The sequence below is a fragment of the Vibrio sp. SCSIO 43009 genome (assembly GCF_023716525.1).
Taxonomy (GTDB): Bacteria; Pseudomonadota; Gammaproteobacteria; order Enterobacterales; family Vibrionaceae; genus Vibrio; species Vibrio alginolyticus.
The window spans coordinates 1-23,626 of the sequence record NZ_CP071844.1; the positions used below are offsets into that span (position 1 = coordinate 1).

Sequence of the window (23,626 nt, forward strand, 5' to 3'; positions counted from 1 at the left end):
TAATGAGCATTATCATGGCGATTGCCAACCAAAAAGGCGGCGTTGGTAAAACAACTTGTACTTACAACTTTGGCATTAGCATCGCTAGCCAAGGCAACAAATGTCTATTCCTGGACTTTGACCCACAAAACAACTTAGGCGGTTCAATCGCACCGGAAATGGTCGAGAATCCAGAGTACACATCTGCGAGCTGCCTACACAACGCTTACAACCTTTTCGAAAATCCAGTAAAGGCTAAACCTTTCGAAGTCAGCGAAAACGTACACGTTATTGGCGGCGATAAGCGCATGGGCAACATTACTCAATCACAAATCTTAAACGTGGCTGAGTCTATCGACCTTATCAAAGACGACTACGACTATATCTTTATCGACTGTCCACCAGCGGCGAACGCGCTACAGCATGCAGCGCTACTTGTGGCCAGCAAGCTACTTATCATTAGCCAAGCACAAAAAATGTCGATCAAAGGCGTTAATGAGCTGGTTAAGACCTCGCGCCAAATCCGTCGAATGAACCCTGACTTGGAAGTGTTAGGCATTGTCCTAAACCTTATTGAAGCCAACATTACAAACGACCAGCGCGAACAGGAAGCGGAACTTCGTAAAGAGTACGGCAACCTAGTTTTTGAAAACAAACTGATTAAAACAACGCGCGTAAGTGAAGCTCTAAACCAAGGCAAAGCACTGATTGAAACCAACCCTAAAGCGGCTGATAAATTCGGCTTTACAGCGGTTTGTGATGAGCTTTGCAAGCGCATGGTAGAGGTGACAGCATGACCAAAAGCTTAAGAGATCGAATCAAGCTTAGCGATCTAGATAATCTCTTGGATGAATCAGCGGTAGAAATCCGCGATGCAGCGAAAGTGCTGGCTATCCCTAAAGACTCTTTGTATTCAGTTGAGCAAGTTCGTGAAGAATTTAACGATGAATCACTACTTGAGTTATGCGAAAGCCTAGAAGAAAACGGCCAAATTCAACCTGTCGTTGTTTACCCGTTCGATGGCAAGGGATACAAAATCCAAGAGGGTGAACGACGTTGGCGCGCCGCTATGTTGAGCGACAAGCTGACTCACGTTGAATGTATTGTCCGTGAAAAGGGCGATATTTTTGGCCAGCTTATTGAAAACATCCAACGTGAAGATTTAACGGCAATCGAGTTGGGTAAGGCGTTTGACCAAGCTAAGAAAAAGCACAATCTTGATAACCGTGGCTTAGCTAAGCGCCTTGGCAAATCAGACGGCTACATTTCGAAATACCTAAATGTGCTTAAAGCCCCTGACTTTGTTTTGGAAGCATTCAAAAAAGGGATTATTGGTGATGTTGAGTCCATCAACGAACTACGCAAAGCCAGCATCGATAACTCTGAGCGCGTTCGTGAAGCACTGGAAAGCGGCGAGAAGCTAACGCGCCAAGATTGTGTAAAACTGCGTACTGGCGAGCTAGATAGCGAGGTGGAAGTTACCCCTAAACCTAGCGAACTCGAGAAAGCAGAAAAGACCGATAAGACACCAGTAAGCAAAAAGCCTACAGCAAACCAAAAGCCTACCAGTATTTGTGTCATGGTTAATGGTCGTCATGGTTTGGTGTTCGCATCTGGTAAGCATAGCGACAAGCTAACGGTACTGTTTGATGATGGCGAACTTGAGCAAGTGCCAGTTGGGGAAGCTCAATTAGTCGGTTATCGCGTGTAAAGTTCTCGCATGCGAAAACTTTTTTAGAGCGGGTGGCTAATTAGCTGCCCGTTTTTCGTTAGAACGTAATACCCGCCGTCACGGTAGACACCAACCACATAGTGATCGAGTGGCACGTCTTGCCAGCCAAATAGCCCTAGTTCGTCATCGCAATAAGCGACGATATTCACCAGCTTTACCTTTTGGACATGCAGCAGATAGATATTATCTAGCGCCCCTTTAAATGGTCTGTAGATATACTCGCCATCTTTCCTTAAAGCGGGGATCTCATTCCCTGCGACTGAATGTCCATCGGCAACGCCGTCTTCGTTTATGTCGATTAGCCCGTAGTGATAACGATGCCTGATAGTAAACATCCCCTACCCCCAAATGCAAAAACGCCAGATTTGACAATTAAATCTGGCGTTTTTGTGTGTCTATAAAGGTTGTATAGGCAGTATATGCCAAGAACTATTTTATAGCATGCCTCGAAGCGTTTGCAAGTTCGTCCAGTTGCACACTGGACTCGAACATAAAGCCTGTTTGTACCCCCTCGTTTTCCAGCTCTTGATTTACACGCCCAAGAATATCAATAAGCGATGCACCACCACCGCCAAACATATCCCCGAGCGCTTGGCCTTGGTGAAGCAATTCACTATTGATTGCCTCGGCCATTGCCTTAAATGCCAGTGTCATGCGTTTTGCGCTTCGGTTGTTAGCAGCAATGAATCTCGCCAGCGCTTCGGCCTCGGGATCGTTGTCGCCAAACAAACCGGACTGAGCCAATAGCTCATCGATGTGCTGACCGGAATCTTTGGCCTGTCTTACTAACTCGGTTGCTTGCACCAGTGAGTCAAGTGCTGACTTAGCGAGGTCAGGTTGTGAGGCGTTAATTTCCACGGCTTCTGCCAGCGTTCCAGACGTGTTTTTATGCACCTCCCCGCTAAGGTATTGCATCTCAACAAACGCGCTTGCTGCGCCGTTTAGCGCGCTCAAAATGTTGCGAATTTCGGGATCGGCTTCCTCGGCTACCAGCTTCACCAACTTCTCGTTTTTGTACGCCTTGGCAAACACGGCATTTTGCATGCGCTCAATCAGTTGCTTGGTTGGTCGGCCATCTTCGGTAAGTAGTCCGGCGGTTGAGTTATCCCCAATTTCAGTTAAGAAACTGTTTATAAATCCTTGGTTAGACTTGGCCAAAAGGTTGCCTGTTTCGCTCGGTTGGAAAAGGGCAATCATGCGGTCATCGATGCGCTCTGCGTCAACCCAAGCCGTCTCGGCGGCGCTCATTTGTTGCAAGTCAGAGAGGTTGGAGTCTCGGGTAAACTTAGCACGGTTAACTTTGGTGACACGTTCTCGAACCAACACTGGCTCGCGCATGCTCTCAACTTTCTCTGGTGATAGGTCGAAGCGCTCCGCATTGTCGATTAGGAACTGGCGGTACTTATCAGCCTTGCCCTCTCGATACGCCTTGATGATAGCGATGGTTCGACCGTTCCCCGACTCCACCACATTGTCCGAGCCAACAATCGGTGCGCCGTGGCTAGATAGTCCAGAATCGGTCAATTGTTGTGGGCGCAAATCGTTGGCTATTTTTGAGATCTGCAATTTTGAGGACACGCGAGTACGGTCGCGCGGTTGCAGCTCTTGTGGGAAATTCGGATTGATTCTACCGTCCAAATCGTTCGATGGAATAAGGTCGCTGGCTTCCACGACTTTAAAGCCTGTTTCTACTTCGTCGCCTTTTGCTGTCACAACGTAGCTGGTTCGACCTAGCTTGGGTTTTGGATTGTCTGTTGCGTACAGTTGAACAATCTCGGCTAGGTCATTGATGTTTTTCGCCTCTTTGATTTCGACGTTAATTGATGTGAGTTGATTCAATTTGACCGCTCCGGTTGGGAGTGGCGAGTTCTCGCATGCGAAAACTTTTGGGACAGGGAAAAGGATTAATGGCTCTTAAGCAATGCGAAAAGCGCCTTGGAGTAGTTATGACGCTCACTGGCTGCCAGTGCAAGGTTTAGAGATTGCTTGTAGTAATAGTCTGCTCGGATTTTAGTGAAAACATTCATTTTTTTCTCAAGTTCTCTGAAAAGTTTTCGCATGCGAAAAGTATATAGAATGTCATGTTTTAAAGTTCTCGCATGCGAAAACTTAAGCGGCCAGTTTGTCAGGATTGTGCTCGAACCATTCAATCGCTTTTTGCTTGATGCTATCTAGCTCCAAGCCCTCTGAGTGAACGTCTCGCATTACATCAACAAACAACGATGGCTTGGCTGTATTAAACTCTCCTGCAAGGAATCTCGCAACCAGTTCGCTTTGTTCAACTGGACGTTCGCCATTGTCGCGCTCATTCTGCTCAATGTGCTTAGTGATGGTCTTGATAGCCTTGCTACGGTCAGCGCGCGACCAGCTACCAAAACCACCATTTTTCTTGGCTGAACCCGCATCGTTTTTCCAGTAGTCCAAACCTCGCGCAATATGCCCTTTGTAGCCAAACTGGAAGTTTTCGCCATCCTTGTACACAACGTAGTTATCGCCCTTTTCAACCATTTGGTAGTTAGGGAAAAACGCCATTTCGTATTCGTACCAGTTAGGCAGAAGTAGCACTTCATTGAGCTTTTCAATCTTATCGGAGCGGCCTAACTTGGAAAATTCTTCTACCGATATTGGCTCATCCGAACTTGATACCGGCTCCTGCTCAACCTTTTGGTTAGCGCCAGTCAGTTTATTAAGAATTTCCACCAGCTCACGGTTCTTTTTGATGCGTTCACCAATCGATAGCTGGCCACTCTTAAGCTCTTTCAACAAACCCGCAGCATCGCGGTTGAGCGTCATTTTTTCTCTTAAGCTTAACACTTGATTGTCTCCGGTTTAGGCCGCCGAAGTGGCGGCCTTGGTTGTGATTAAATTTGCGCTTGGATCATGCTTGTGATGTTGCTTAGAGCGGCATCCATCAACGCTTCGTTCTCTGCTATTTGGTCGTTAGCTTCGAAGTGGGCGTAAGCCTGTTCTAGTGCGGTTTGGAACTCATCAACCAATTCCGGCGTAGGTTCACCAGTGAAATCTCGGATTTCCTTTAGTTTCTCTACATGTTCCATTTCTTCGTTATTGCCCTCTGTTTCAGATTGAGGCGCTTCACTACTTAGATTGAACGCTTTCACTAATAGCGCTTCCATTTCCGCTGTATCGTCAAATTCACCGATCAAGTCGTTGCCTTGGTATAGCGCGAACTTGTACTCGCCATCTTTAGCGATCGGATAAATGTCAGCGTGGCTTTCATTTAACCATGAACGGGCGATTAGCGGAGCGTACACGTTCGCTGGCACTGAGCCATTTACTGAGTGGATACCTGCCGCAACACTTGGTTGTACCAATGTGCCTTTTTCGTTGTAGTAGGTATCCGAAGATTGCCAGTCCTTAATCGTCTCAAGTTGAGCTTTCGCTTTTTCGCTTAAGTCGGTCGCTAGAATGTCGAATAGAACGTCTAGGCTGTAAGTTAGTCCATCCTCATCTTTCGCATTAATCGACTTCACTCGGCCTGTTGGGAAAGTCACTTCCTGCTTACCAAGTTTTAGCTCTAGGTTGGTAAAGGCTTCTAGCTGCTCAAGCGCTTTCGCTTCTTCTTCATCTAGGCTTTCACGGAATGAGGTAACGTCTAATGCGTCATCCTCTGCCTGTTCGCCTTGCTGGTGCATTTCAGTTAGAGACGCGAGCTCTACCACTTTGCGCTCTTTACCAAAATCAAAGTCCACGGTTAGGTGGCCACCAAAGAAATTGCGATCGTGGTAATCGGTCATCGTGTCGCTGTTGTTGTAGTCGTATTGGCCTACATAAGCGTTAACGAACTCGATCAGCTGATCTACTGCTTCGGTATAACGGCTCATACCGTGTGGCGCTGGCGAGTTAGGGTTATCAATCTCGAACTGTAGGTAAGCTGGATTGCAGAGCATGACGTTTCTTGGCAAGTCAGTCAGCGTTAGGTCTAGTGTGCCGTAGCGAGGTTTGCGTACTGAGATTTTAACGTCATTACTGATCTTGCCAGCTTTCTTAAGCTGAGCGATAAAGGCGCGGGTTCGCTTAGCGATTTCACCCGTATCTCGAATGCCCTCGCTCTCATAGATTGAGCCAAATGAATATTGAGTTGGGTCTAGTGCGAGAAGTTGTTTTTCTTCCTCGGATGCACCCTTGCTCACTTCATCTGCTGTGTCAGATTCTACGGCGTTCTTAGCACCCAATAGCTCAAGCAGTTTGTTAGCACCGTCAACCGTTAGGTAGCTGCGAGAATTGGTGTTAGCGATAAAGCGTAGCTCTTTACCCTTGTTCGACTTCGCAGAGAAGAAACTGTAGCCAAATGTATTTTCCATTTGGTTCTCTTGTTCTTCGGTTAGCGCAATATCGTTAATCTTGCCGTCAGCGTCCACCTTAGCCAGTAGCTTGTCGGCGTTCTCGCGTAGTGTTGGGCGCGAGTGAAGCGAACCCGAGCCGTTAATGGCTAACGTTGAATACAATGATTCAAAGCCGTTGATTGTGGTGAACATGGCCGGACTGACAGGCTCTAGTGGTGCGCTGTATTCCGTCTCTGCAATTTGCTCAAGCGTTTTGCCGTCCTTAAGCATGTTAAAGATTGCAATAGTGCTTTCTTTCACTGCTTGGTCGTTTAGTTGAGTCGCTTTTTGCTGCGCTGCTGCGCCCTCTAGGCCAGTTTCTAGCACCTTGCCTGTGTACGTATCGATAACGCTAAAATCAGATTGGCCAATAGTGCCAACTGGTGCGTAGCGTTTCTCGCGTGTCGCCTTGAATTGACCTTTATGGTTCAAGTCAGGCAACGCAGCAAGGCTAGGGAAGCCACGGCTTTCGTATTCCGCTTCGATAGCTTTTGTGTACCACAATGGCATGACCGAGTTATGGATAGCGCGCGCCATCTGTTCATTGTCGATCTGCTCATCGTTATCCAAGTATCTAAAACCATGAATTGCCAGGATGTCTTGGTTGGTAACACTTGCCATTGCATAGTGCTGAGCAAAGAGCTCATCTGAACTTAGTTCGGATAGGTCAGGGTAGATACCGTCATCAATCGCCTTAATGAAGCGCTCAACTTTTTGGTAGTCCTCGCCTTGGTCTGCCATTGCTGGAATGACGGTTTCACCTTTTGCCTTGGTGTAAGCTACGTCTCCCTCATGGTAAACCGTAGTCGCGCTAAACGCTTTTTCTACGTCATCCAGTGCTAACGCTTCGCCGTTCTCAAACTTCTCGTATAGGTCGCCACGTAGCGCGCGTAGGTCGAACATTTTCGCCGTTGCACTAAAGAATCCGTCACGGTAGTTCAAGATAGCTTGCAGTAGGTCAGCGCGTTTCGCACGGCGGTTAAATGGAATGCGATGAGCCGTTAGGAAATCAGTGATCTCTTTGCGGTTCTTAAATTGCGCTTCCAGTGACGCTAGGGTTTCACCTTGTAGTGATTCCACTAGGTGCGCTTGTTCTGAAATACGCTTAGCTTGGTCATCCACTTTCTCGCCACGTTTTAGTGTTTTACCAGTACCTAGCGTTAGGTCAGCTAGCATAACAAGACGTTTGCGATCGCTTGGGTTTACTGACTGCATATCCTTAAGTTGGGATAGAGCTGCTTCTTGGAAGCGCATGCGGCCTTGCGTGTGTTCTGCTTGGCGCTGTAATTCAGCATCGCTTTGAACCAGCATTAGGTCTTCGGCAATCTCTTGAATCATGTCCGGCGTCACAAGGTCAATCGATGCGCTCCATAGCTTGTACGCGTTTGGATTTTCCTTGCGGTTCTTCATTTCTGGTTGCTGGCGTAGCTGCTTAGCGAACGCTGCTTTGAAGCCCACTTGTTTTAGGGTATCGAGCGTAGACTGAGGAATTTCATCAACGCCTTTGTCCTCAACCCATTGGCCTAGCGCTTCGGTTGCGATGCGCTCCGCTTCTTCTAGGTCGCCCTCAACCATGCCAAATAGCGGCTCTAGGTCAAAGTTGCTTACTAGTTCTGGTGGCAGTTTTTGGTCATAAGCGATCGCACCGTGGCGAATGCCATTACCAGCGTCAGCGAATTGCTCTTTAGCCGATTCTGGATCGAGGTACTTAGCCACTTGATGTTGTGGCGGCGTTGTACCCAAGCCATAAGGGCGTAGACGTAGGCCATACCAGAATAGGTTATCCGTGGTTTCGTCTTTGTCTTGATCGTTCGCGTTTGGCTCGTCGTTCTCAATTGGTTGTGGTTCTTCGTTGTTGTCATCGGTATCTTGAAGCAACTTAGATTCGCGATCGTAGTCAGCCAGAATAAGTGATTTAGCAGCTTCCCAACCTTGTAGATCGTCACCACCAGCAAGCGGTGAACCCTCGCCGTAAGTGACAGCCAAGGTTTGGTTATCGCGCGCGTGGATCATGTACTGGCCAAAGCTATCATCGTCGTTCGCGTCAGGCGATTCGAAGTAGACAAACGGCTCGCTATCTTCGCCTTTATCCATCTTCCAGCCCTTAGCAATGGTCTTGCGACCAATAAGAGCCAATAGCCATTCTTTGCGCTCGATATTCGCTTTTCGTTCCTGTTCTTCGTCTGACAACTGAGGAAAATCGTTTTCAATTGAATCACGAATGTATTCTTTAGCCTCGGCAAGCTCTGATACCGTCATAGCACCTTTATCGAGGTCATAAATCACATCATTGATATACGACTCTGAATAAGTGCTAGGAACGTTTTGATTTGCTGCACCTGCAAACTCTAATGAGTCTTGAAACTCTTGGCTTAGCTGCTTAACAAAGGCATCAAGATCGTCATTGAAAGCACGGTTAATGATGAAGTCGCGTTTCTCTTGCTTAGTCCATGAAGCGTCCCATTGCTCGATCACTTGAGATGAACTACCACCAGCGTTTACATTTTTCGTTGCTGTATTTGCTGCTGGCTTGATAGCAGCAAGCTGTTTGCGTAGTTCTTCTTGGATTTCGTTATGCGTAGCGATCTGAGTTTCCAAGCGCTTCTCTTTCTTGGCCAGCTCATCGAGCTTTTGTTCCAAGTCGGTAGCTTCTTCGCCTAGTTGCGCAGCTTGTTCATCAAGTTCTTGTGCCTTTTGTTGCGCTTCTTCCAATGCTTTCTTGTCAGCGTCTTTCTTGGCCTTAGCAGCGACAAATTTCTCGCTGTTGTTTTCAAGCAACTGCGCTAGCTTGTTGGTCACTTCCTTAAGGGATAAATCCATGTTGCCCTTTGGCGCGACTACGTGAGTAATATCGCGCGAGTTCATTAGAAAGCGGAACGCGATTAACGTGTCATCTGGATTGATTTTTAGCGGATCGTTATCCGGCGCATGGAACGCAATAGAAATGCTCTGGCCATCTGAAAACGGGATTTTCACCATTTGGACAGCAACCGCACCAGACTTGCGCGGTTTGCCTACTTCAACGGCCTCTACCGATAGAGTAGGGGTTTTACGTTCCAAGTGCTTACCGAATTGCTGAGCACGCAATTCAAGCCTTGAGGCTTTCGATTTGAACGCCTCTAACATCATTTGTGGCACAGGCTTGCACTGATACAAGTAGGTGTTCTCCAAATCCTCAAGTGACAATGCTTCTAGGATTTGATCGGCGTTTTTACCTTGCAGCACCGCTTCAATCTGCTCCGGCGTGAGTTTCTTGGCCAGATGGTCGATGCGATCCACAATCTTGATTTGATTTTGACTGGTAAACATCATGACTTTGCCGCCTCTAATTGTGCTTCAAGTTCTTTGGTTTCTTGCTTCTCTTGCTCTAATGCAGTTTCGAGATCTGCTATGCGGCGTTGTTCTTCTTCCAACTTAGTGCGAACGCTATCCCGAGCGGCTAGGGCATTGGTGTAATTGGACTGAGCGACTTGTTCAGCCGCTTTGGCTTCTTCAAGTCGCTTAGCAACAGAACGTGTAGCTGGTTGAATGTCTGAGGTGTCTTTAACGGCTTTAGCCGCTTTACGTGCAACTTGCTTGTCAAACTTGCTTTGGTTGCGCTTCATTAGGCGAACCATTTCACGCGCAAGCTCACGCTCGTTTTTCACGCTAGGGATAGGCTGTTTAGTGCTGTTGAGTGTCATTTGGAAAATATCACCCTCATCACCAATAAACAGCGTCATTGACTGGCCATTATCAAAGAATAACTTGGCGCGTTTAACTGTCTCGCCGTCTCGTCTCGTTCTCTTGTTCGAGGCTTCTACGTCTGTAACAGTCGCACCAGCTTGTTTTAACGCAGTGATCAGACTCTTAAGGCCGCGTTCGGTCACGTTGTCAAAATCGACCACCACATAGTTATGTGACTGGTCTAGTGCAAACTTACTGTTGTTACGCAATTTCAAATTCCTCTGAATATGTCGTACAGGTAGGAAAGATTTTGTATAGCGGATTGATTAGGGAACAGGAGCGCTCAATCTTAACGTCCAGAATCCACTCGCCATGCAGCTTTTCCCCCGCTTCGAGTTCGAGTAACTTGCGATCGAACGTCAGGTATTCGCTGTTATGTCCGGCGTGTGAAAAGTCGAGCTTACGTGTGCGAGTAATGACGGCTTTTGGTCGTTTTTTACTGCGCAACGAATAGGTTAAAGTCCCACTCGTTATGGCTCGCTGAGATTGATAACCAAGAACGAATCGAATCACATCGGGATCGTCCATCTGGTTTGCATGCAGTATTTTTACTGCGTTTCGTTTAAGCAAAAATCGGTCAGCAATGGCTAGGCCAATTACTGCAAATTCCATCATTTGCCTTGCCCTCCGGTATTAAAAAATCTCGCTAACATTTGGCTAGCCAGCTTGCGGATAAAGTTGATCGAGTCTGCTCCGTTGTTCGACGCAATGAGGACAAGCGCGCTGGTATAACCAGCCTCCACACCCTCGCTTTCACACAAGTAAGCGACTATCAAACCGACCACCAACGCCAGCGTTAGCTCGGTTAAAAAATCAAGGAATCCACCAGCTAGACGTTGCTCGCGTATGCCTTGGAGATATGACCCAACACCACTGAGGACAGATAGAGCCAGTACGCTAATCGCAAAGCTCTCACCAACAACTGACACTGGCATTAAATCCCCCTTTTGTATATCACCTAGCGAGTGTATTCGGAATGGTGGCTTTTGCTCAATAGACGGGCGTTACTTACTTTTGAATGGGTATTAAATAGGGCTGTTTTGCGGAAAAAAGTTAGATTTCAATAGCCTATATAAAAAAAGAAGCCTCTCACCCCAAAGGCTGGTGAGAGGCTAATCCAAGCGTTTTGTTGCGCGGCAACGCATACAAAACTTCCAACGAGGATAGTTGAGTCGAATCGATATTTGACGAGGAAGATTATATAAATATTGGTTTTCGCATCAATATGCGCCCATGTTTTCGCATGCGAAAACTTTAGGGGATGCCATGTTTTAAAGTTCTCGCATGCGAAAACTTTGCAAAAAAGGGACAGCATCGTGTCCCTTTGGTTGATGGTTATGGCTTGATGTAGCGGATCGAGAAATGCGAACCCTGAATAGGCGTGGATGCACCTCTGTCTAAGAATTGAATAAGCTCACCGTAGTATAATTTTCCTACCCATCGACAAGTCGTTGGCACGGCATCGAAGTCGTTAGAGTAACTTTGAGCCTCCGCTATAATTTTATTGCTTTTGGCGATGGCAGAGTACACCACCGATGAGTTTGAAGCATTACGGCGTCGTATCGCAGTCCATTCAATTTCGTAATAACCCTCAACACGAACATCAAAACCAGCAACCGGAGCGTTGTAGTTAATCAAATCAAACGGATCGAGGAAACATCCTATCCAATTCTTGAACTCCCATGTAATGCCATCTATCGTAAGGTTGCCCTCTCTTAGCCCCGCATTACAGCCCAAGGCAACCTCTCCAGCGCGTGATGAAACACCCGCTAACTTACTATCAACGTAGTCTTTACGTGCGAGAGAGTTACCAGCCGAGCTCTGAGGCGAACCTGCATATACATTGCCGTCCTTAATGTCTACATACTTACTGCGGCGGTTAGTGTAGAAGCGCATCCGACCCTCTGAGTTAGATAGGATCTGGATGCCAGAACGGATATTGGTGCCATCATAGTACGAGGCTAACGCCCAATGCGCACTTGAACTATCTTTACAGTTGATACTGAATCCAGCACGGCCATTCGTCGCCCATGATGAATCCATAAAACTATTATCCATACGAACGGCATCATTCGAACCACTCCAAGAACCCGCAGTAAACTCACCATCAGTACGAACCAGTGAGCTACCGAAATAGATACCAGAAGTAAACTTGGCTAAGTCATTGATGCGAAGCCAGTTGCCGTCTGTGTTACGAAATGCAGCTCGCCCACCTAATGAAATGCTCTGATTGAGCATTACATCCATCCCTTTAGCAAAGGTGAACGCGGAGTAAGAGTAAAAGCCGCTTGTGGCCTCAGTCTCCATGTGGCACCAAGATGAATTACGAGAACCAATCCAAGTTTTCTTTGCCGAGTAATCAAGCTCTAAACCCTTTCCATCAACAGAGTTAATTGCCCCTAAGTCTTTATTGTAAGACGTATAGCTAGTGACCATTCGCCCTTTGACAATACCCGCTGGCTGGCTTGCCCCCTTATTGCTAACGTATGGCGTAATGGTGTGACTACACATGTATCGAATAAGAATGTTCGTACTGTAGGCACTACGTGTTTTTACATAGATGGCGTAATTGTCACCGCTAGTATTTACCCAACCAAACTCACTAAATGGCAAGCCGCTAGGATGATCTGTAATAACCTGACCATTTAGACCTTTAGGGTTTCCGTTACTGGCTCTCAGAATCATTTGATGTCGTGACGCCTGATAGTGCAAGTCAGTGTTAAAGCCAGCACCACCAAAGAACTCAATAACCGCAGTAGAGCTTGATTGAGGCATCGTTACGTTAGCAACCAGACACCAAGAGTTGTCACTACCTAAAGAGGTGCGCACAACCTCAGTACGGTTAAACGCCTCTGTAACTACTTTATTCCCTTGCACTTCGATAGGGACACTGGAACTAAGCTTTGACCGAGTCAGGTCTAACTTGGCGTCCCCTCCATTATGAGCACCACCCACCGCGATTTGAACGTAAGCATCCGACGAATTAGAACCGTTCGTTAAGTAAACCGCCCGACGATTACCAATCAACCCGTACCCGTCCAGCTTAACTTGCTCGCTCGATGGAACGTTATTGCCAGCGCGAGTGCCTTGCACCTCAACACTACGATTCGAAGATACCGACTCTGTAGCGTTTAGGGAGCCGTATAGTGTTGATTCACCACCTTTGCGGATCTTTAATCGACTTGAAACGTCACTTTCTACAACCTCAAAGGTGCCATCGGTTTTCGTTTCTACATGGAATCGCTTACCTGCATGGCCTAAATGAAGTTGTGAGACGTTACTTGCGCCCTCATCGATGAGTAGGCCGCCAGTCAATGTACCGCCTGACAGTTTTAGGTAGCGGCCATCGGCTTGCGCTTGAGTCATCTTTGAGGCTGCAAGGTCATACGCTTTCTTAACGGCACCTGCCGCCGCAAATTTCACATCGCTAGCATCATTAACCGCTGCTGTGAATGCGTAGTTCGGCACGTTTGATAGACCAACTTGAGCTTTCGTAACCTTGTGTGGGTTCGAGTTGTCTGATTTGTGTTGAGCAATGTTGGTTGTAATGGCCGCTACCGCATCTTCTTGATCCATGAGCGCGTCACCAAGCTCTTTGATTGTATCGAGCGCTTCTGCTGGCGCACCACCAATCAAAGCACTAATGCGGTTGTCAGTGTGGGCATTTGCGTTCGTCTCTGCTTGTTCTGCGCGGTCATAAGCTGCGTTACCGCGATTTAAACCCTCGATGCCTTTGTCGTATGCCTGTTTAACAGCACCAGCGGTCGCAAGTTTGCTGTTGGACGCATCTGTTACCGAGCTGGTGGCCGGATAGTTTGGTACGTTACCTAAGCCTACTTGTGCCTTTGTGACTCCGTGCGGGTTCGTTTTATTGCTAGCGTGTTCATCCACTTTTGTTGTGATTTCTTCACGCAATTTTCGAGCTGGACTACCACCAACTTGAGTCAATTTTTTTAATGCCATTCAGAAATATGCCTTTCTCAATTCAATGACCAGCAACTCCGACAAAGTGCCGGAGCACATCGTTAATGGGGAAGTAGCAAAGGAAAGGTCATGTTTACTTGAAGCCGATAACCGTCACGATGTCGCCAGCTTGTAGCTGTTCACCGAACGTGATTGTGTTACCAGATAGACTCCATACACCTGCGTTCTGCATTACGCCGCACACGCTTAGAACAAGGATTGCTGACACTGTACCCGCTGGCAGAGCCACCGTAGTTGATGCAGATTCGACAGTAATATCCACCGTTCGGATCGCGTCTTTGATGGAAGCGCCTAGACTATCCTTGGTGGCATACTTACCGTCAGATTCCGCTTTGGTGTATGACGCGCCGCTAGCTGCTAGACCGCTACGCGCTTGTGAAATGATTTGCGATTTAGTGGTGTTCTCAAGCTTCGCTGCGTTAACGGCAGTTGCACCAGCGTCTAGTGCGCCCACGTCTTCTGCGGTTAGCTCGACGTTTGCGCTTAGCGCGTGACCGTTGATGGTGCGAGTCTTTGGCACTGCATTCACAACGCGAGAGTCGTTACCCTGCATCACTGTGTTAGCGGCAGTACCAAAGTCTTTGTTGAATGCTGTTTTTTTCTCAAACGCTGGTTCCGCACCAACGTCAGCCGCTTCAAGCACTACGTTACCGCGCTGACCATTAACCGACGAAACGGCGTCAGTCGGTGTTAATAGTTCTTGCCAGTTCGCTAGTGTGCTCGCTGGTTGGCGCATTAGAACGAATGATTTACGCAGATCCGAACGGATTGCCATATCACCCTCTTGCGCTGTAAGAGCAAGCATTTCCGCTTCTGACTTAACAGGGAACGTTTCTTTGATAGCGATAGCTGGCAATTGGCCTTGTGGGATCTTACCAGTGCTATCTAGCGTAGCCACACCCTCTGCAACGCCTTTCTTGTTGTTAGGGATGTAGTCGTGCGTGTGGCTTGCTGGCGCTGCGCCCACATCTGAGTGAGTCAGAGTAACATCGCCCGTTAGTGGTTTGTTATTGATAGTGCGAGAAGTTGGGACAAGATTCGAGCGCGCTTCACTGACAACTTGTGCCTTGGTTTTCCCCTCTAGTTTTGATGAGTCTGTTGCGCGAGCGCCCGCTGGTAATGCACCAACGTCTTGCGCTGAAAGATCAGACACAAGACGGTTGATGCGAGTTAATTTGTTTTGTGTAGCCATAAAAAATCCAATTTCGTTGTTAGTAAAAAGGGCATTTATGGGGAATAGGGCTAGGGGAATTTGAAAACTGATTAGCCGACCAAGGTGATCTCCGTTCCTGCTGCAATTTCGTCAACAAACTGGATAACATCACCGTCCGGTGAGATGGTGTAAGCAATATCTTTTGATTGCTGCACACCTTGTAGGAACACCAGCTTAATCGCGCGTTCTTCAAAGACTGGTGGAACAGTGAAAGTATTCGACGTACTAGCGAAGTGGCTATGGAATACTTCCATAGGCGCGCCAGCGATACCGCTGTTTATGATGGCTTCAAGGTTATCGATATGCTCTTGAAGCTCGGCAATGATAGAGCTTGAGCTTAGAGATGGGACACCTAGAGTAATCACCACTTCATCACCCGTTTCAAGTGGTTCGGCTACTTCAACCTCATTAGTGTCTTTCAAGAATTGCCAAGCACTGTCTTTGGTCTGCACGATACCTTGGATAGACAATGAATCTACTTCCGGCACTTCGTAAGGCAATGCGATTTTTGTTTCGCCACCAGACGCAATGTACGGCCAATGTTCAACCGACTTGTTGTATGCAGCAGCAGCTTTGTCGTGAACCAACTTGATGGCTCTCGCAGTGGCATAAAGCTGATCGTTATCTACGTTTATCTGACTGGTTGCGTCCCAGTTGTTTACCAAGCTAAGGCCAACTTGCGCTTTGGTTACATGGTGCGGGTTTTCACGGTCTGCGTAGTGCGCATTGGCTTCGGCGCGCATCGCATATTGCTTATGTGGATCGGGATGTGAAACGTGACCTTGTAGGTCATAACCGCCTTGTTCACGATCATCAAAGTTAAGGTGTTCACTTTTGAGTTGGGTAACGCCATCTGGCACGGTAGCGCGACACAATATCAAATGATGATCTTCAACCGCTTCCTGCGGAAGCACCTTAATTTCGGACGCTTCAATGTCTGACGCTAAATCGACTTGTTTTGTCTTTACGCCAAACTTATAGAACGCTTCGAGCACCACATAAGAAGTGGCACCAGCCGGAATCTCCACATCAACATCGTGTTGTTGTCGAACGGTTAACACATAGTCGTCGCGCTCAACCAACGCCACGCCAAATTGTTCACCACTGCTCACACGCAGTTTCATTCCACCAGCCGGAGCACATTCAAAACCACGGAAAATACCAGCGCGAACGATGCCGTAAAACTTACGGTTTAGGCTGTTACTGGCCAGTGGTTCTAGGTACTGCGTATCGGTGATAAGCGGTAGCGCTTGCCAGTCCGTTAGCAGTGGCGGGATGATGATCGTTTCTTCGAAGTTTGGGCGACTCATTAGGCACCTACCTGCGCCAATTGAGCGCTATCCGTGCGAGCCGTGTTAACCACGATTTCTATCGATAGACCACGGTCAGAGTAGATCCAAACTGGTTGAGTGACAGCCACTAGAATCAGACCGCCGCTCGCATCTTTCACGCCGACGCAAGAGAACTGGTATTGTTCATCTTCTGCTAGCGTACCCGCTGGCAAGTTTGCCGTGATTACGATATTGCCGTTCACATAGGCGTAGTTCGCCTTAGAACGGTAAAACACGTTTTCAACGGTTGTCTTATCCAGTGGGATAGGCATGCAGCTAGGCTTGCCCTCAATTTCTTGGATAAGGTCAAAACCCCATTCAAGATCGCCAAATTGGAAATAAGGCTCAGTACCATTGGTAGGCAACGACGACAAGGCGCGTTCGTCGTAATAACGGTTAAGCAGTTCACACTGCGATAGGACTACTTTTTGTGTAAGCACCTTTACGACCTCGTATAAGTCGTGGCGCTTTAATGGGATGGGGAATAGGAATAGGGTTAATAGTACCGTCTATCAATGGAGATCGCATCTAAGGGGATCGCATCCATTCTAGGTGTACCATACATAGGGCTAACAGGGCGTTCTTCCTGTGTCGTCGTTCCAGTTTGAACGAAATCCTGTTTATAGCTCGGTGTTGATTCTATATCGGTCGTGGTCTGTTTTCCAACCGTAACATGGTCAGAATAGTTAGGTATTTCCACCATATCCATGACTTCAAATTCAATAGAATACAATTGGCCATCTAAAACAATTCGTAATGGGATAAGAGGATGCACCACTCGCTTAATCTTCGCTTCGAATGCTCGAATGGCTTCCTCGGTAATGCCGTCCTCACCTGCAATGTCGTTCAAAGGGATGCGAATAGCACCGCGACTAGTCAGAAAAAAGTCGCTCGGGTTTAGTCCGTTTTGCAGCTCTAACTCTGACTCGGGAACTAAGAACGTGCCGTATGGAAATCGCTCTTGGTCTACTGGCGCGTAGATTCGTTCCCACTTAACACGTAACCCTTTAAATTCACGCGCGAGCGTTGAGATAAGTGGATAAATGGTCTTTTTGACGTGAATTTCGTCCTTACGCTGCATCACAACGTGTGGCAAGTCCTCATCGGCCACTTCGCCTAGTGGGAAGATTTTTCGCAGCTCTTTAATGTCTTCTAGCAGCGATTCTTTGTCCATTTCGTACAGTGAAGAACGCGCTTTAAGCTTTTCAATGTATGACTCTACGTGAGTTTCAATTGACTCTGCGATCGCGCTTGCTAAATCTACCCAAGCGGTTTCCTTTTGACGCGCCTTGGTTAGCTGGCCAGATAGCCATTTTCTGAAGTCTCCAAATGCCATGTTTTTCGCCTTATTGGTGTAATAGTTTTCGCATGCGAAAATTATATAGTATATTGTGTTTTAAAGTTCTCGCATGCGAAAACATCCGTGTCTTTCTTGCTCCGTGCGAAAACTTCTATGAGTAATCGAAGTTCAGTTGAATGGTTGACGCATTCACATCTAAATAGTGGTAAGTATCAATCGGGATGCGGTCAAGAATCCCAACGACTTCAACCTCAAACTCTTTAATACCCAAAGTCACGTTGAGCTCTTGGATGGCATCCCAAATTTGGTTTTTGGTAATGCGCTCATTGCGACTTGTCTGTTTGCCAAATTTCTCATCTAACGCATCGGCCAGTACCTTTGTCGCCCATTCTGGATTTGAACTTGGGTAAAGCTTACCTTTGACCGTCACGGTAAATGGCACGTCCTTACGCTCCACCAGCTTATAGCGCTCGTTATAGCCCTCTCGGCCAGCGAATAGAACTTGGATTTCCTGATTCAAAATCTCGTCGGTTTTATCGGCAGAGTAAGCACAAATAAAGATCGTATTGATGTTGCGAACGTCCGGCGTTCCTGTGAGTTTTTCCTGCTCCGCTTCACCCCAAATCGACAACCAAGTAACACCAGAAATATTGCGCTTAACAAAGGTCATGTAATCCGAGTCCCACGCTATCTGCTCGTCATAGATTGGCGAGTAAAGGGCGTTGTTTCGGATTGATTCAATGTCTTCCGGCTCTGCACCGCCGATAATGCTGGTGGAAGTTTTGATTGAGAGCTGGTCTTTATAGGCGCTTTGAATCCCCATATCGATAAGCTCTAAATACTGCGCATCGAGTAGGGTAGTCACACCATTAGTCAGCCATAGCTCAAACTCAATTACATCACCTGTCGCTGGCGCACGACCGTTATTGTTGTTACCAAAACGAACGCCTAGCTGGTCGGTTGGCTTGTAATACTCCATGTAGGCTTTGGATTTGCCGTCTGTATTACGAAACTTAAAGACGTGCGTCCATTCTTCTCCGTTCACACGCACGATGATGTTATGAATACGCTTAGTCAGCTCTTGAGGGAACGCCACGGCCAACCAGTTTTTTCCCTCATCGACCGTGTAGTTCATCTTGGACACTTCGAACTGTTGCACCTCTACTGCGGCGCTTTCTTGCGGCATAAGATCAATGGCTTCCATTAGCGTATAGCGCAATTGATTGTCAGCCACGCATTGGCTGTATTTCGGCAAGGTAACGCGCTTTGTTCCGGTATTGGTCACTAGCGCACAGCCTTTCGATGGCGCTGCTTTTCGCCCTACATAGCCCTCAGTTTCAGCACCCGCCAAAATGGAGGTGCGTTTAGTGGCTAGCGTCAGGTAGGATTCTTGCAATGCACGGCTACTGATTGCTGCCATGCGTTCAACAATCTTGGCCACAAATAAGCAAAGGTAGTCAACGAACTGCGAACCTATATGACGCGACCACCAGCTTGAACCAGCAATCGCCTCGTTAAAGGTCTTTTTGACTTCTTCTAACTTGCTCAAAACGTAATACCTCTCTCCAACGTTTGACCGTTCACAACGATCGTCAATTTGTAGGCATCGATACCGTTCACGCTTGGCTCTACGGCAATGCCTTGAACCACCGCGTCTTTCACGTCAATTGGGAGGGTTAATAGGATTGAGTTTTCGATAGCTGCTGCTGTGGTTTCGTTTATTGGTTCATGCTTGTATGCCCCTAATCTGTTGCCCCATTTTGGAGCGCCCCAAACTTGGCCTTGAGGTGTATCGAGCCATTCAGATACGCGCGCAACGATCGCGTGTTTCTCATCGGCTACTTTTACACCATCAATATCGACCCGTAGTAAGTAATCAATTTCTTGGCTCATTTATCACTCCATATCAGCGCTTTGACGCTGTAACGAACGGTCATCAAAGTTGAGAGGAATAGAGCCACTAGCCTTAGTGGATGAGGCTGGCTTGTCTTTGCTTGAGCTACTGCTAGGCGCTGCAAAGATAGTGGTTGGTTTGGTTGCATCGCTGCCGCTAACCGCGCGCCCAATGGCATCCAGTGAATGTTTGCTAAGTTCCACGGTTTGAGGCTTGCCGCTCTCTTTGAGGTCTTTCATTGCTGCCTGTGCTTGCAGCTCGCTAACTCGCTCATTGCGTTGGATGGATGATTGAGTCGCAACCGTCTTATTCGAGGTGTTTTCGGTGTCCACTTTCACCACGGATTGATCATCCGTTTTCTGGTTACTTAGCTCGGTATTGATGGATGATTCATGGCTGGCTGTGGTCACGCTGTTGGTTTGCGTGTTGTTTGCAGCCTTGGTTAGTGCGGCTACGGCCTCGGCCTCTTTACGGCGTTTGATCTCCGCATCGACGGCGGCCACTTGTTCAGCTTTCTTATCTGGCGAGTAAACTTGGCCAAGCTCGGGATGCTCGACCATACCGGACATATCCATGCCTGTTTCATTAGCCACTTGTACACGTTTGTCCTGGCTAATACGTTTTTCTCTTTCTACAGCTAAGTAAGCTTCTTTGTAGCTAATCCCTTGCTCGCTGGCCTTTTGCGATGCCTCTTGAGAGGTCACTTGAATTGAGTTTTTCGCATCAAGTTCGCGCATGGCTTGGCTATCATTGGATGTTTTAGCCGTGTGGTAGGCTTCGGCGTTCTTAAGGTGTTCTTCTTTCTCAGCCTTAGAATCCTTAGCCTCTTTGTCGTCCTCAATCTCACCGCCAAATAGCTTGTAAATGCCTTTGGCCATATCGCCAGAATCAAAGGTCAATGCTTCCTTAGCGCCATCAAAACCGAACGCCCCAAGCGCCGAACCAAGCAAACCAGCACCGCCACTGACTAGGCCACCCAAATCGAGCACGTTCGCCAATGCCATTGAGCTTTTCTGGCCAGTTGTCGCCTCTTGGCCATCTTTGAGGTTGAACGTCTCTTTCTGCTTGTCTTGGTCTGTAAATCCGCTAAACGCTTCGTAGGCCATTAAAGCCGGAGCAAGGAAAGGAATTGCCTTACCAGCAACGGAGCCGACTTTAGACATGCCCTTAAAAGCGGCACCCGCCATCGATGCGCCTTTGCTGGCCACGCTTGAGGCTTTACTGCCAATCCCCGACATTACCGATTTAACTCGGCCACGCTTACCGCCAGCTTTACGACCACTGCGGCGTTCAAACATATCGCCAGCCAAGTCAAATAAACCGCCTTGGCCATCGTTCCCCGCTGCTTTGGTTGCCGAAATCAGATCATCGAGCTTATCTAGTACATCATCGAATTGGCGTTCACGATCAGCACTCGATTCATGGAGCACTTCAAGCATGTTTGCTCGGTAGCTCTGTTCTTTGGTGTTTTTGATCTCACTAGCTGTGCTTATCCGGCTAGAATCACTCCCAACAAGATTGACAGGCACGTTACCCCTAGCACCATCACGGTTAGGTCGATCACTAGGCGTAATTTGCGTTGAATGGCTTGTCTCGAACGAATCTTTTGTCGCTGATAATTGTTCATGGCTAACTGTCTCTATGGCTGTGACGGCCTGACTGTCTGCCTCTGGCGCTTGCTTGCCTCGGGTAAAGAGTCGGCCTAGTTTCGATTCTTTTAGCTTGTCCTTGGTTGAGGTGGCTTTTTCGGTCACATCATCCAATGCTTCTTTAGCGTCTTGCCCTAAGTGATAAAGCTCTTTAGCGGAGTAGAAGAACGAACCACCAGCCGCAGCGCCAGCCGCATCGGTCGCGTCGTTTTCTTCCTGTAGGAACTCTTTCACGTTATTGATGGCCAGTTGCTTAAGGCTGGTGGCCACCTTGGCAAAAACGTTCTGGCTTTCCTTTTCCGTGTCGGTTTGCTTTTCAATTTGGCGCTCTAATGCGGTTTGCTGTGCGTTCTTGTAAGCCGATTGCTCTTGCTTACTCGCATAGCGACCATCGGAGCGTCGAAGTTTGCCGTTAGCGTCTTCCCAATAGCCCTCAAACTCTGCCAATGCGTCAGAGACAGCCTTTTCTAACTTCTCTGGCACATCATCAAGGGTTGAGGTATCCAAACGTTCAGAATTGAATTCTGGCGCTTCTACATTCACGACAACGGGCGCTTGTTTTTCTGGCTCGCGCGCGTCCTCGCTTTTCAGCGTGTCAGCAATCGACTTTACGCCACTTACAGAGCTGCTTTGCTCGATCGCTTTGGCGTCCGGCTTGGCTTGTGTTTCTGCTGGCTGACTAGGCGCAAATGACAGCTCAATTTCACCTGTACGCTTGGTCTTGGTTGCACTTGGTTTAGGTGTGCCGCTTGATTGTTGTTTTAATTCTTTTTGTGGATTAATGCTCGGAATGGTAGAGACGTTAAGAGAGGCATTGGAAACGCCCTTAGTTACCGCCTTTTCGATGCCCTTTGTATCCACTGCAAGGACGGCCTTTTGTTGGCTCGTTGGTAAAGTCTTGCCATCGAGTTTGCGACTAATCTCAGATAGCACGGTCAGCTCTTTGTCACTGGCTCGCTTCACTGCATCAACAACCAGTGAAAGATCAACCTCTTGTTGGTTTCTGTCCATTTTTCACCTTGTCTTGGAGCGCTTTATCTAGGCTTATGGCCATCGTTTGAGGTGTTTTGAATACCGCATCGATAGGCTGGCCACCGTAGATCGTTAAGTTCTCAATCAGTACGTTCCAACCAACGTAATCAAAACGTTGTAATGAAGTCGTTATTCCGAAAGGGTAAGAGCAACGTTCGAGTTGCTTCACCTCCTTGCTCGATAACTTTCTGGCACTGCGGAATGGTGGCGACTAGGTAGTAACGCCCCTCGTCGTACTTGGTGAGCAATCCGTGACGCGCATTGCGTAGGCACTTTTCAACCTTGGCAAAGGCAACACGAAATTCCGTGTTTAGGTACATCGATTTCAATAGGTCGATTTTCCACACTAGGGCATCGTCTTGGTCTTTGGGTTGATCTTCGAACGTTAGGCAGTAGGCCAGCTCAGTGAGCGCCATGTGATTCGCTTGTTGCTTCCATTCAGCGCTGTCCGGTTCGTACTGGTCGCGCTCATTGCGAATGTTCTCAAGTTGCTCAGCTTCGTAACCGGTTAGTGGTTTCACGTTCGCTAGGTATGACTTGCCTTTCACGCTTAAGGTGATCTCTTGTTTTGGCAATCCATTGAGCGCTTTGGCCGATTCCATTAGCTCGCCCATATTGAGGTCGAGATAGTGAGTTTCTTTGCAGTGCTCGCACTCATAGCTAAAGGGAATAGTGCCTAGCTCGCTGGTGGACATAAAAATCCACCACAATGCTGCGCGGCGATCTTCACCAGTCCATAGGCCGCTATCACTCATAGGGCGCTTGCTGGTGTCTTGCATATGGTTCAGATAGCGAGTTGTGTTGGCTTCCTCTTGGTACTCGTTGAGGTCGCAGAACAATAGAGCGTCTTCCACGGTTGGGACTCGAAACTCAATCACTTCTGAAATGTTACTTGGTAGTGGAAATGATGGAATGTGCATTACAGTACCTTGTTACCTACAGACATAAATTTTTGGAGAATGAGCGGGAATGACTGGATCTGGTTGCCGTTTTCGCGTGAAAACATCACGTTGCCAATCTTGGTAGGAAAGACTTGATAGCTCTTATAGAGTGACTTTTTGCCGTCCTCATTGAGCGTGAATATGTTGATTTTGAACACGTACTCTTTGGGGATGTTGAGTGTGCCGTCTTGGTTTCTGACTTTCTTTATTCGGCTTTCAAACCATTTAGAAACAGTCAGGTTTTGGTCATCACGAACCGTTAGGGTAATTTCACCTACGCTGCTGAACGTAGGCAGCGCAATCGAGCCCGAACCGACTTGGAATGAATCCGCATCGATAGAGCTAGCACCAAAATCAATATCCTTTACATAAATATCAAAGTCCGTTGGCGCGTCCGGCGAGTCGATTTCTACCGCCCATTGCCAGCCTTGTAGCCACGGTTTATTCATAAAGTTATTGGTCGCGCGTTTGGCGAGCTGCATGTATGGATTCATGGCCGCCT

General features: G+C 47.7%; 20 protein-coding genes. 2 read left to right on the top strand and 18 right to left on the bottom strand.

The window, feature by feature from the left end:
- The first annotated feature begins 2 nt into the window (after positions 1-2).
- Both J4N43_RS23830 and J4N43_RS23835 read left to right on the top strand, forming a co-directional pair.
- Positions 3-776: a ParA family protein gene (locus J4N43_RS23830; protein ID WP_054579117.1), complete on the top strand. Its 774-nt coding sequence runs from the start codon at positions 3-5 to the stop codon at positions 774-776.
- Positions 773-1,690, top strand: coding sequence for a ParB/RepB/Spo0J family partition protein (locus tag J4N43_RS23835; protein ID WP_054579118.1), 918 nt, complete (start codon positions 773-775; stop codon positions 1,688-1,690). Before J4N43_RS23830 ends, J4N43_RS23835 begins: the two co-directional genes overlap by 4 nt.
- A gap of 23 nt (positions 1,691-1,713) precedes the next feature.
- On the opposite strand, the gene J4N43_RS23840 is transcribed toward J4N43_RS23835, so the two are convergent.
- From J4N43_RS23840 to J4N43_RS23920, 18 genes are all read right to left on the bottom strand, one after another.
- Positions 1,714-2,046 (bottom strand): hypothetical protein, encoded by a 333-nt coding sequence (locus tag J4N43_RS23840; protein WP_079878982.1) that lies wholly within the window; start codon positions 2,044-2,046, stop codon positions 1,714-1,716.
- A 94-nt stretch (positions 2,047-2,140) separates the two neighbouring features.
- The gene (locus J4N43_RS23845; protein WP_054579120.1) at positions 2,141-3,550 is read right to left on the bottom strand and encodes a hypothetical protein; all 1,410 of its coding nucleotides are present in this window, start codon (positions 3,548-3,550) and stop codon (positions 2,141-2,143) included.
- Positions 3,551-3,615: 65 nt separating this feature from the next.
- On the bottom strand, positions 3,616-3,738 hold the full coding sequence (locus J4N43_RS24575) for a hypothetical protein (protein ID WP_258457758.1): 123 nt from the start codon (positions 3,736-3,738) through the stop codon (positions 3,616-3,618).
- A gap of 82 nt (positions 3,739-3,820) precedes the next feature.
- Entirely contained in the window at positions 3,821-4,504 is a 684-nt protein-coding gene (locus J4N43_RS23850; protein WP_054577307.1) for a hypothetical protein, read from the bottom strand.
- Positions 4,505-4,572: 68 nt separating this feature from the next.
- Positions 4,573-9,366, bottom strand: a complete 4,794-nt coding sequence (locus J4N43_RS23855; RefSeq protein ID WP_252094221.1) for a defense against restriction DarA-related protein — start codon at positions 9,364-9,366, stop codon at positions 4,573-4,575.
- A complete protein-coding gene (locus tag J4N43_RS23860) occupies positions 9,363-9,989 on the bottom strand; it encodes a defense against restriction DarA-related protein (protein ID WP_017634054.1) in 627 nt (208 codons plus the stop codon). Before J4N43_RS23860 ends, J4N43_RS23855 begins: the two co-directional genes overlap by 4 nt.
- The gene (locus J4N43_RS23865) at positions 9,982-10,395 is read right to left on the bottom strand and encodes a hypothetical protein (RefSeq protein WP_136976912.1); all 414 of its coding nucleotides are present in this window, start codon (positions 10,393-10,395) and stop codon (positions 9,982-9,984) included. Before J4N43_RS23865 ends, J4N43_RS23860 begins: the two co-directional genes overlap by 8 nt.
- Positions 10,392-10,715 (bottom strand): hypothetical protein, encoded by a 324-nt coding sequence (locus tag J4N43_RS23870; protein ID WP_017634052.1) that lies wholly within the window; start codon positions 10,713-10,715, stop codon positions 10,392-10,394. The genes J4N43_RS23865 and J4N43_RS23870 overlap by 4 nt, the downstream gene beginning before the upstream one ends.
- Before the next feature lie 400 nt (positions 10,716-11,115).
- Complete coding sequence (locus tag J4N43_RS23875) at positions 11,116-13,743, bottom strand: hypothetical protein (protein WP_193837889.1); 2,628 nt, start codon at positions 13,741-13,743, stop codon at positions 11,116-11,118.
- Positions 13,744-13,837: 94 nt separating this feature from the next.
- A complete protein-coding gene (locus J4N43_RS23880) occupies positions 13,838-14,956 on the bottom strand; it encodes a hypothetical protein (protein ID WP_054579125.1) in 1,119 nt (372 codons plus the stop codon).
- Positions 14,957-15,027: 71 nt separating this feature from the next.
- Positions 15,028-16,287 (bottom strand): hypothetical protein, encoded by a 1,260-nt coding sequence (locus J4N43_RS23885; RefSeq protein WP_017634048.1) that lies wholly within the window; start codon positions 16,285-16,287, stop codon positions 15,028-15,030.
- Positions 16,287-16,748, bottom strand: a complete 462-nt coding sequence (locus tag J4N43_RS23890; protein WP_054579127.1) for a hypothetical protein — start codon at positions 16,746-16,748, stop codon at positions 16,287-16,289. The genes J4N43_RS23885 and J4N43_RS23890 overlap by 1 nt, the downstream gene beginning before the upstream one ends.
- 56 nt (positions 16,749-16,804) lie before the next feature.
- Complete coding sequence (locus J4N43_RS23895) at positions 16,805-17,644, bottom strand: hypothetical protein (protein WP_170894057.1); 840 nt, start codon at positions 17,642-17,644, stop codon at positions 16,805-16,807.
- Between the two features lie 115 nt (positions 17,645-17,759).
- Positions 17,760-19,157, bottom strand: a complete 1,398-nt coding sequence (locus J4N43_RS23900; RefSeq protein WP_054579129.1) for a baseplate J/gp47 family protein — start codon at positions 19,155-19,157, stop codon at positions 17,760-17,762.
- On the bottom strand, positions 19,154-19,501 hold the full coding sequence (locus J4N43_RS23905; RefSeq protein WP_033905435.1) for a hypothetical protein: 348 nt from the start codon (positions 19,499-19,501) through the stop codon (positions 19,154-19,156). The genes J4N43_RS23900 and J4N43_RS23905 overlap by 4 nt, the downstream gene beginning before the upstream one ends.
- Before the next feature lie 3 nt (positions 19,502-19,504).
- Positions 19,505-22,162, bottom strand: coding sequence for a hypothetical protein (locus J4N43_RS23910; RefSeq protein ID WP_252094222.1), 2,658 nt, complete (start codon positions 22,160-22,162; stop codon positions 19,505-19,507).
- A 128-nt stretch (positions 22,163-22,290) separates the two neighbouring features.
- The gene (locus J4N43_RS23915) at positions 22,291-23,103 is read right to left on the bottom strand and encodes a hypothetical protein (RefSeq protein WP_074190819.1); all 813 of its coding nucleotides are present in this window, start codon (positions 23,101-23,103) and stop codon (positions 22,291-22,293) included.
- Positions 23,103-23,618: a hypothetical protein gene (locus J4N43_RS23920; protein WP_252094223.1), complete on the bottom strand. Its 516-nt coding sequence runs from the start codon at positions 23,616-23,618 to the stop codon at positions 23,103-23,105. The genes J4N43_RS23915 and J4N43_RS23920 overlap by 1 nt, the downstream gene beginning before the upstream one ends.
- Positions 23,619-23,626: the final 8 nt, after the last annotated feature.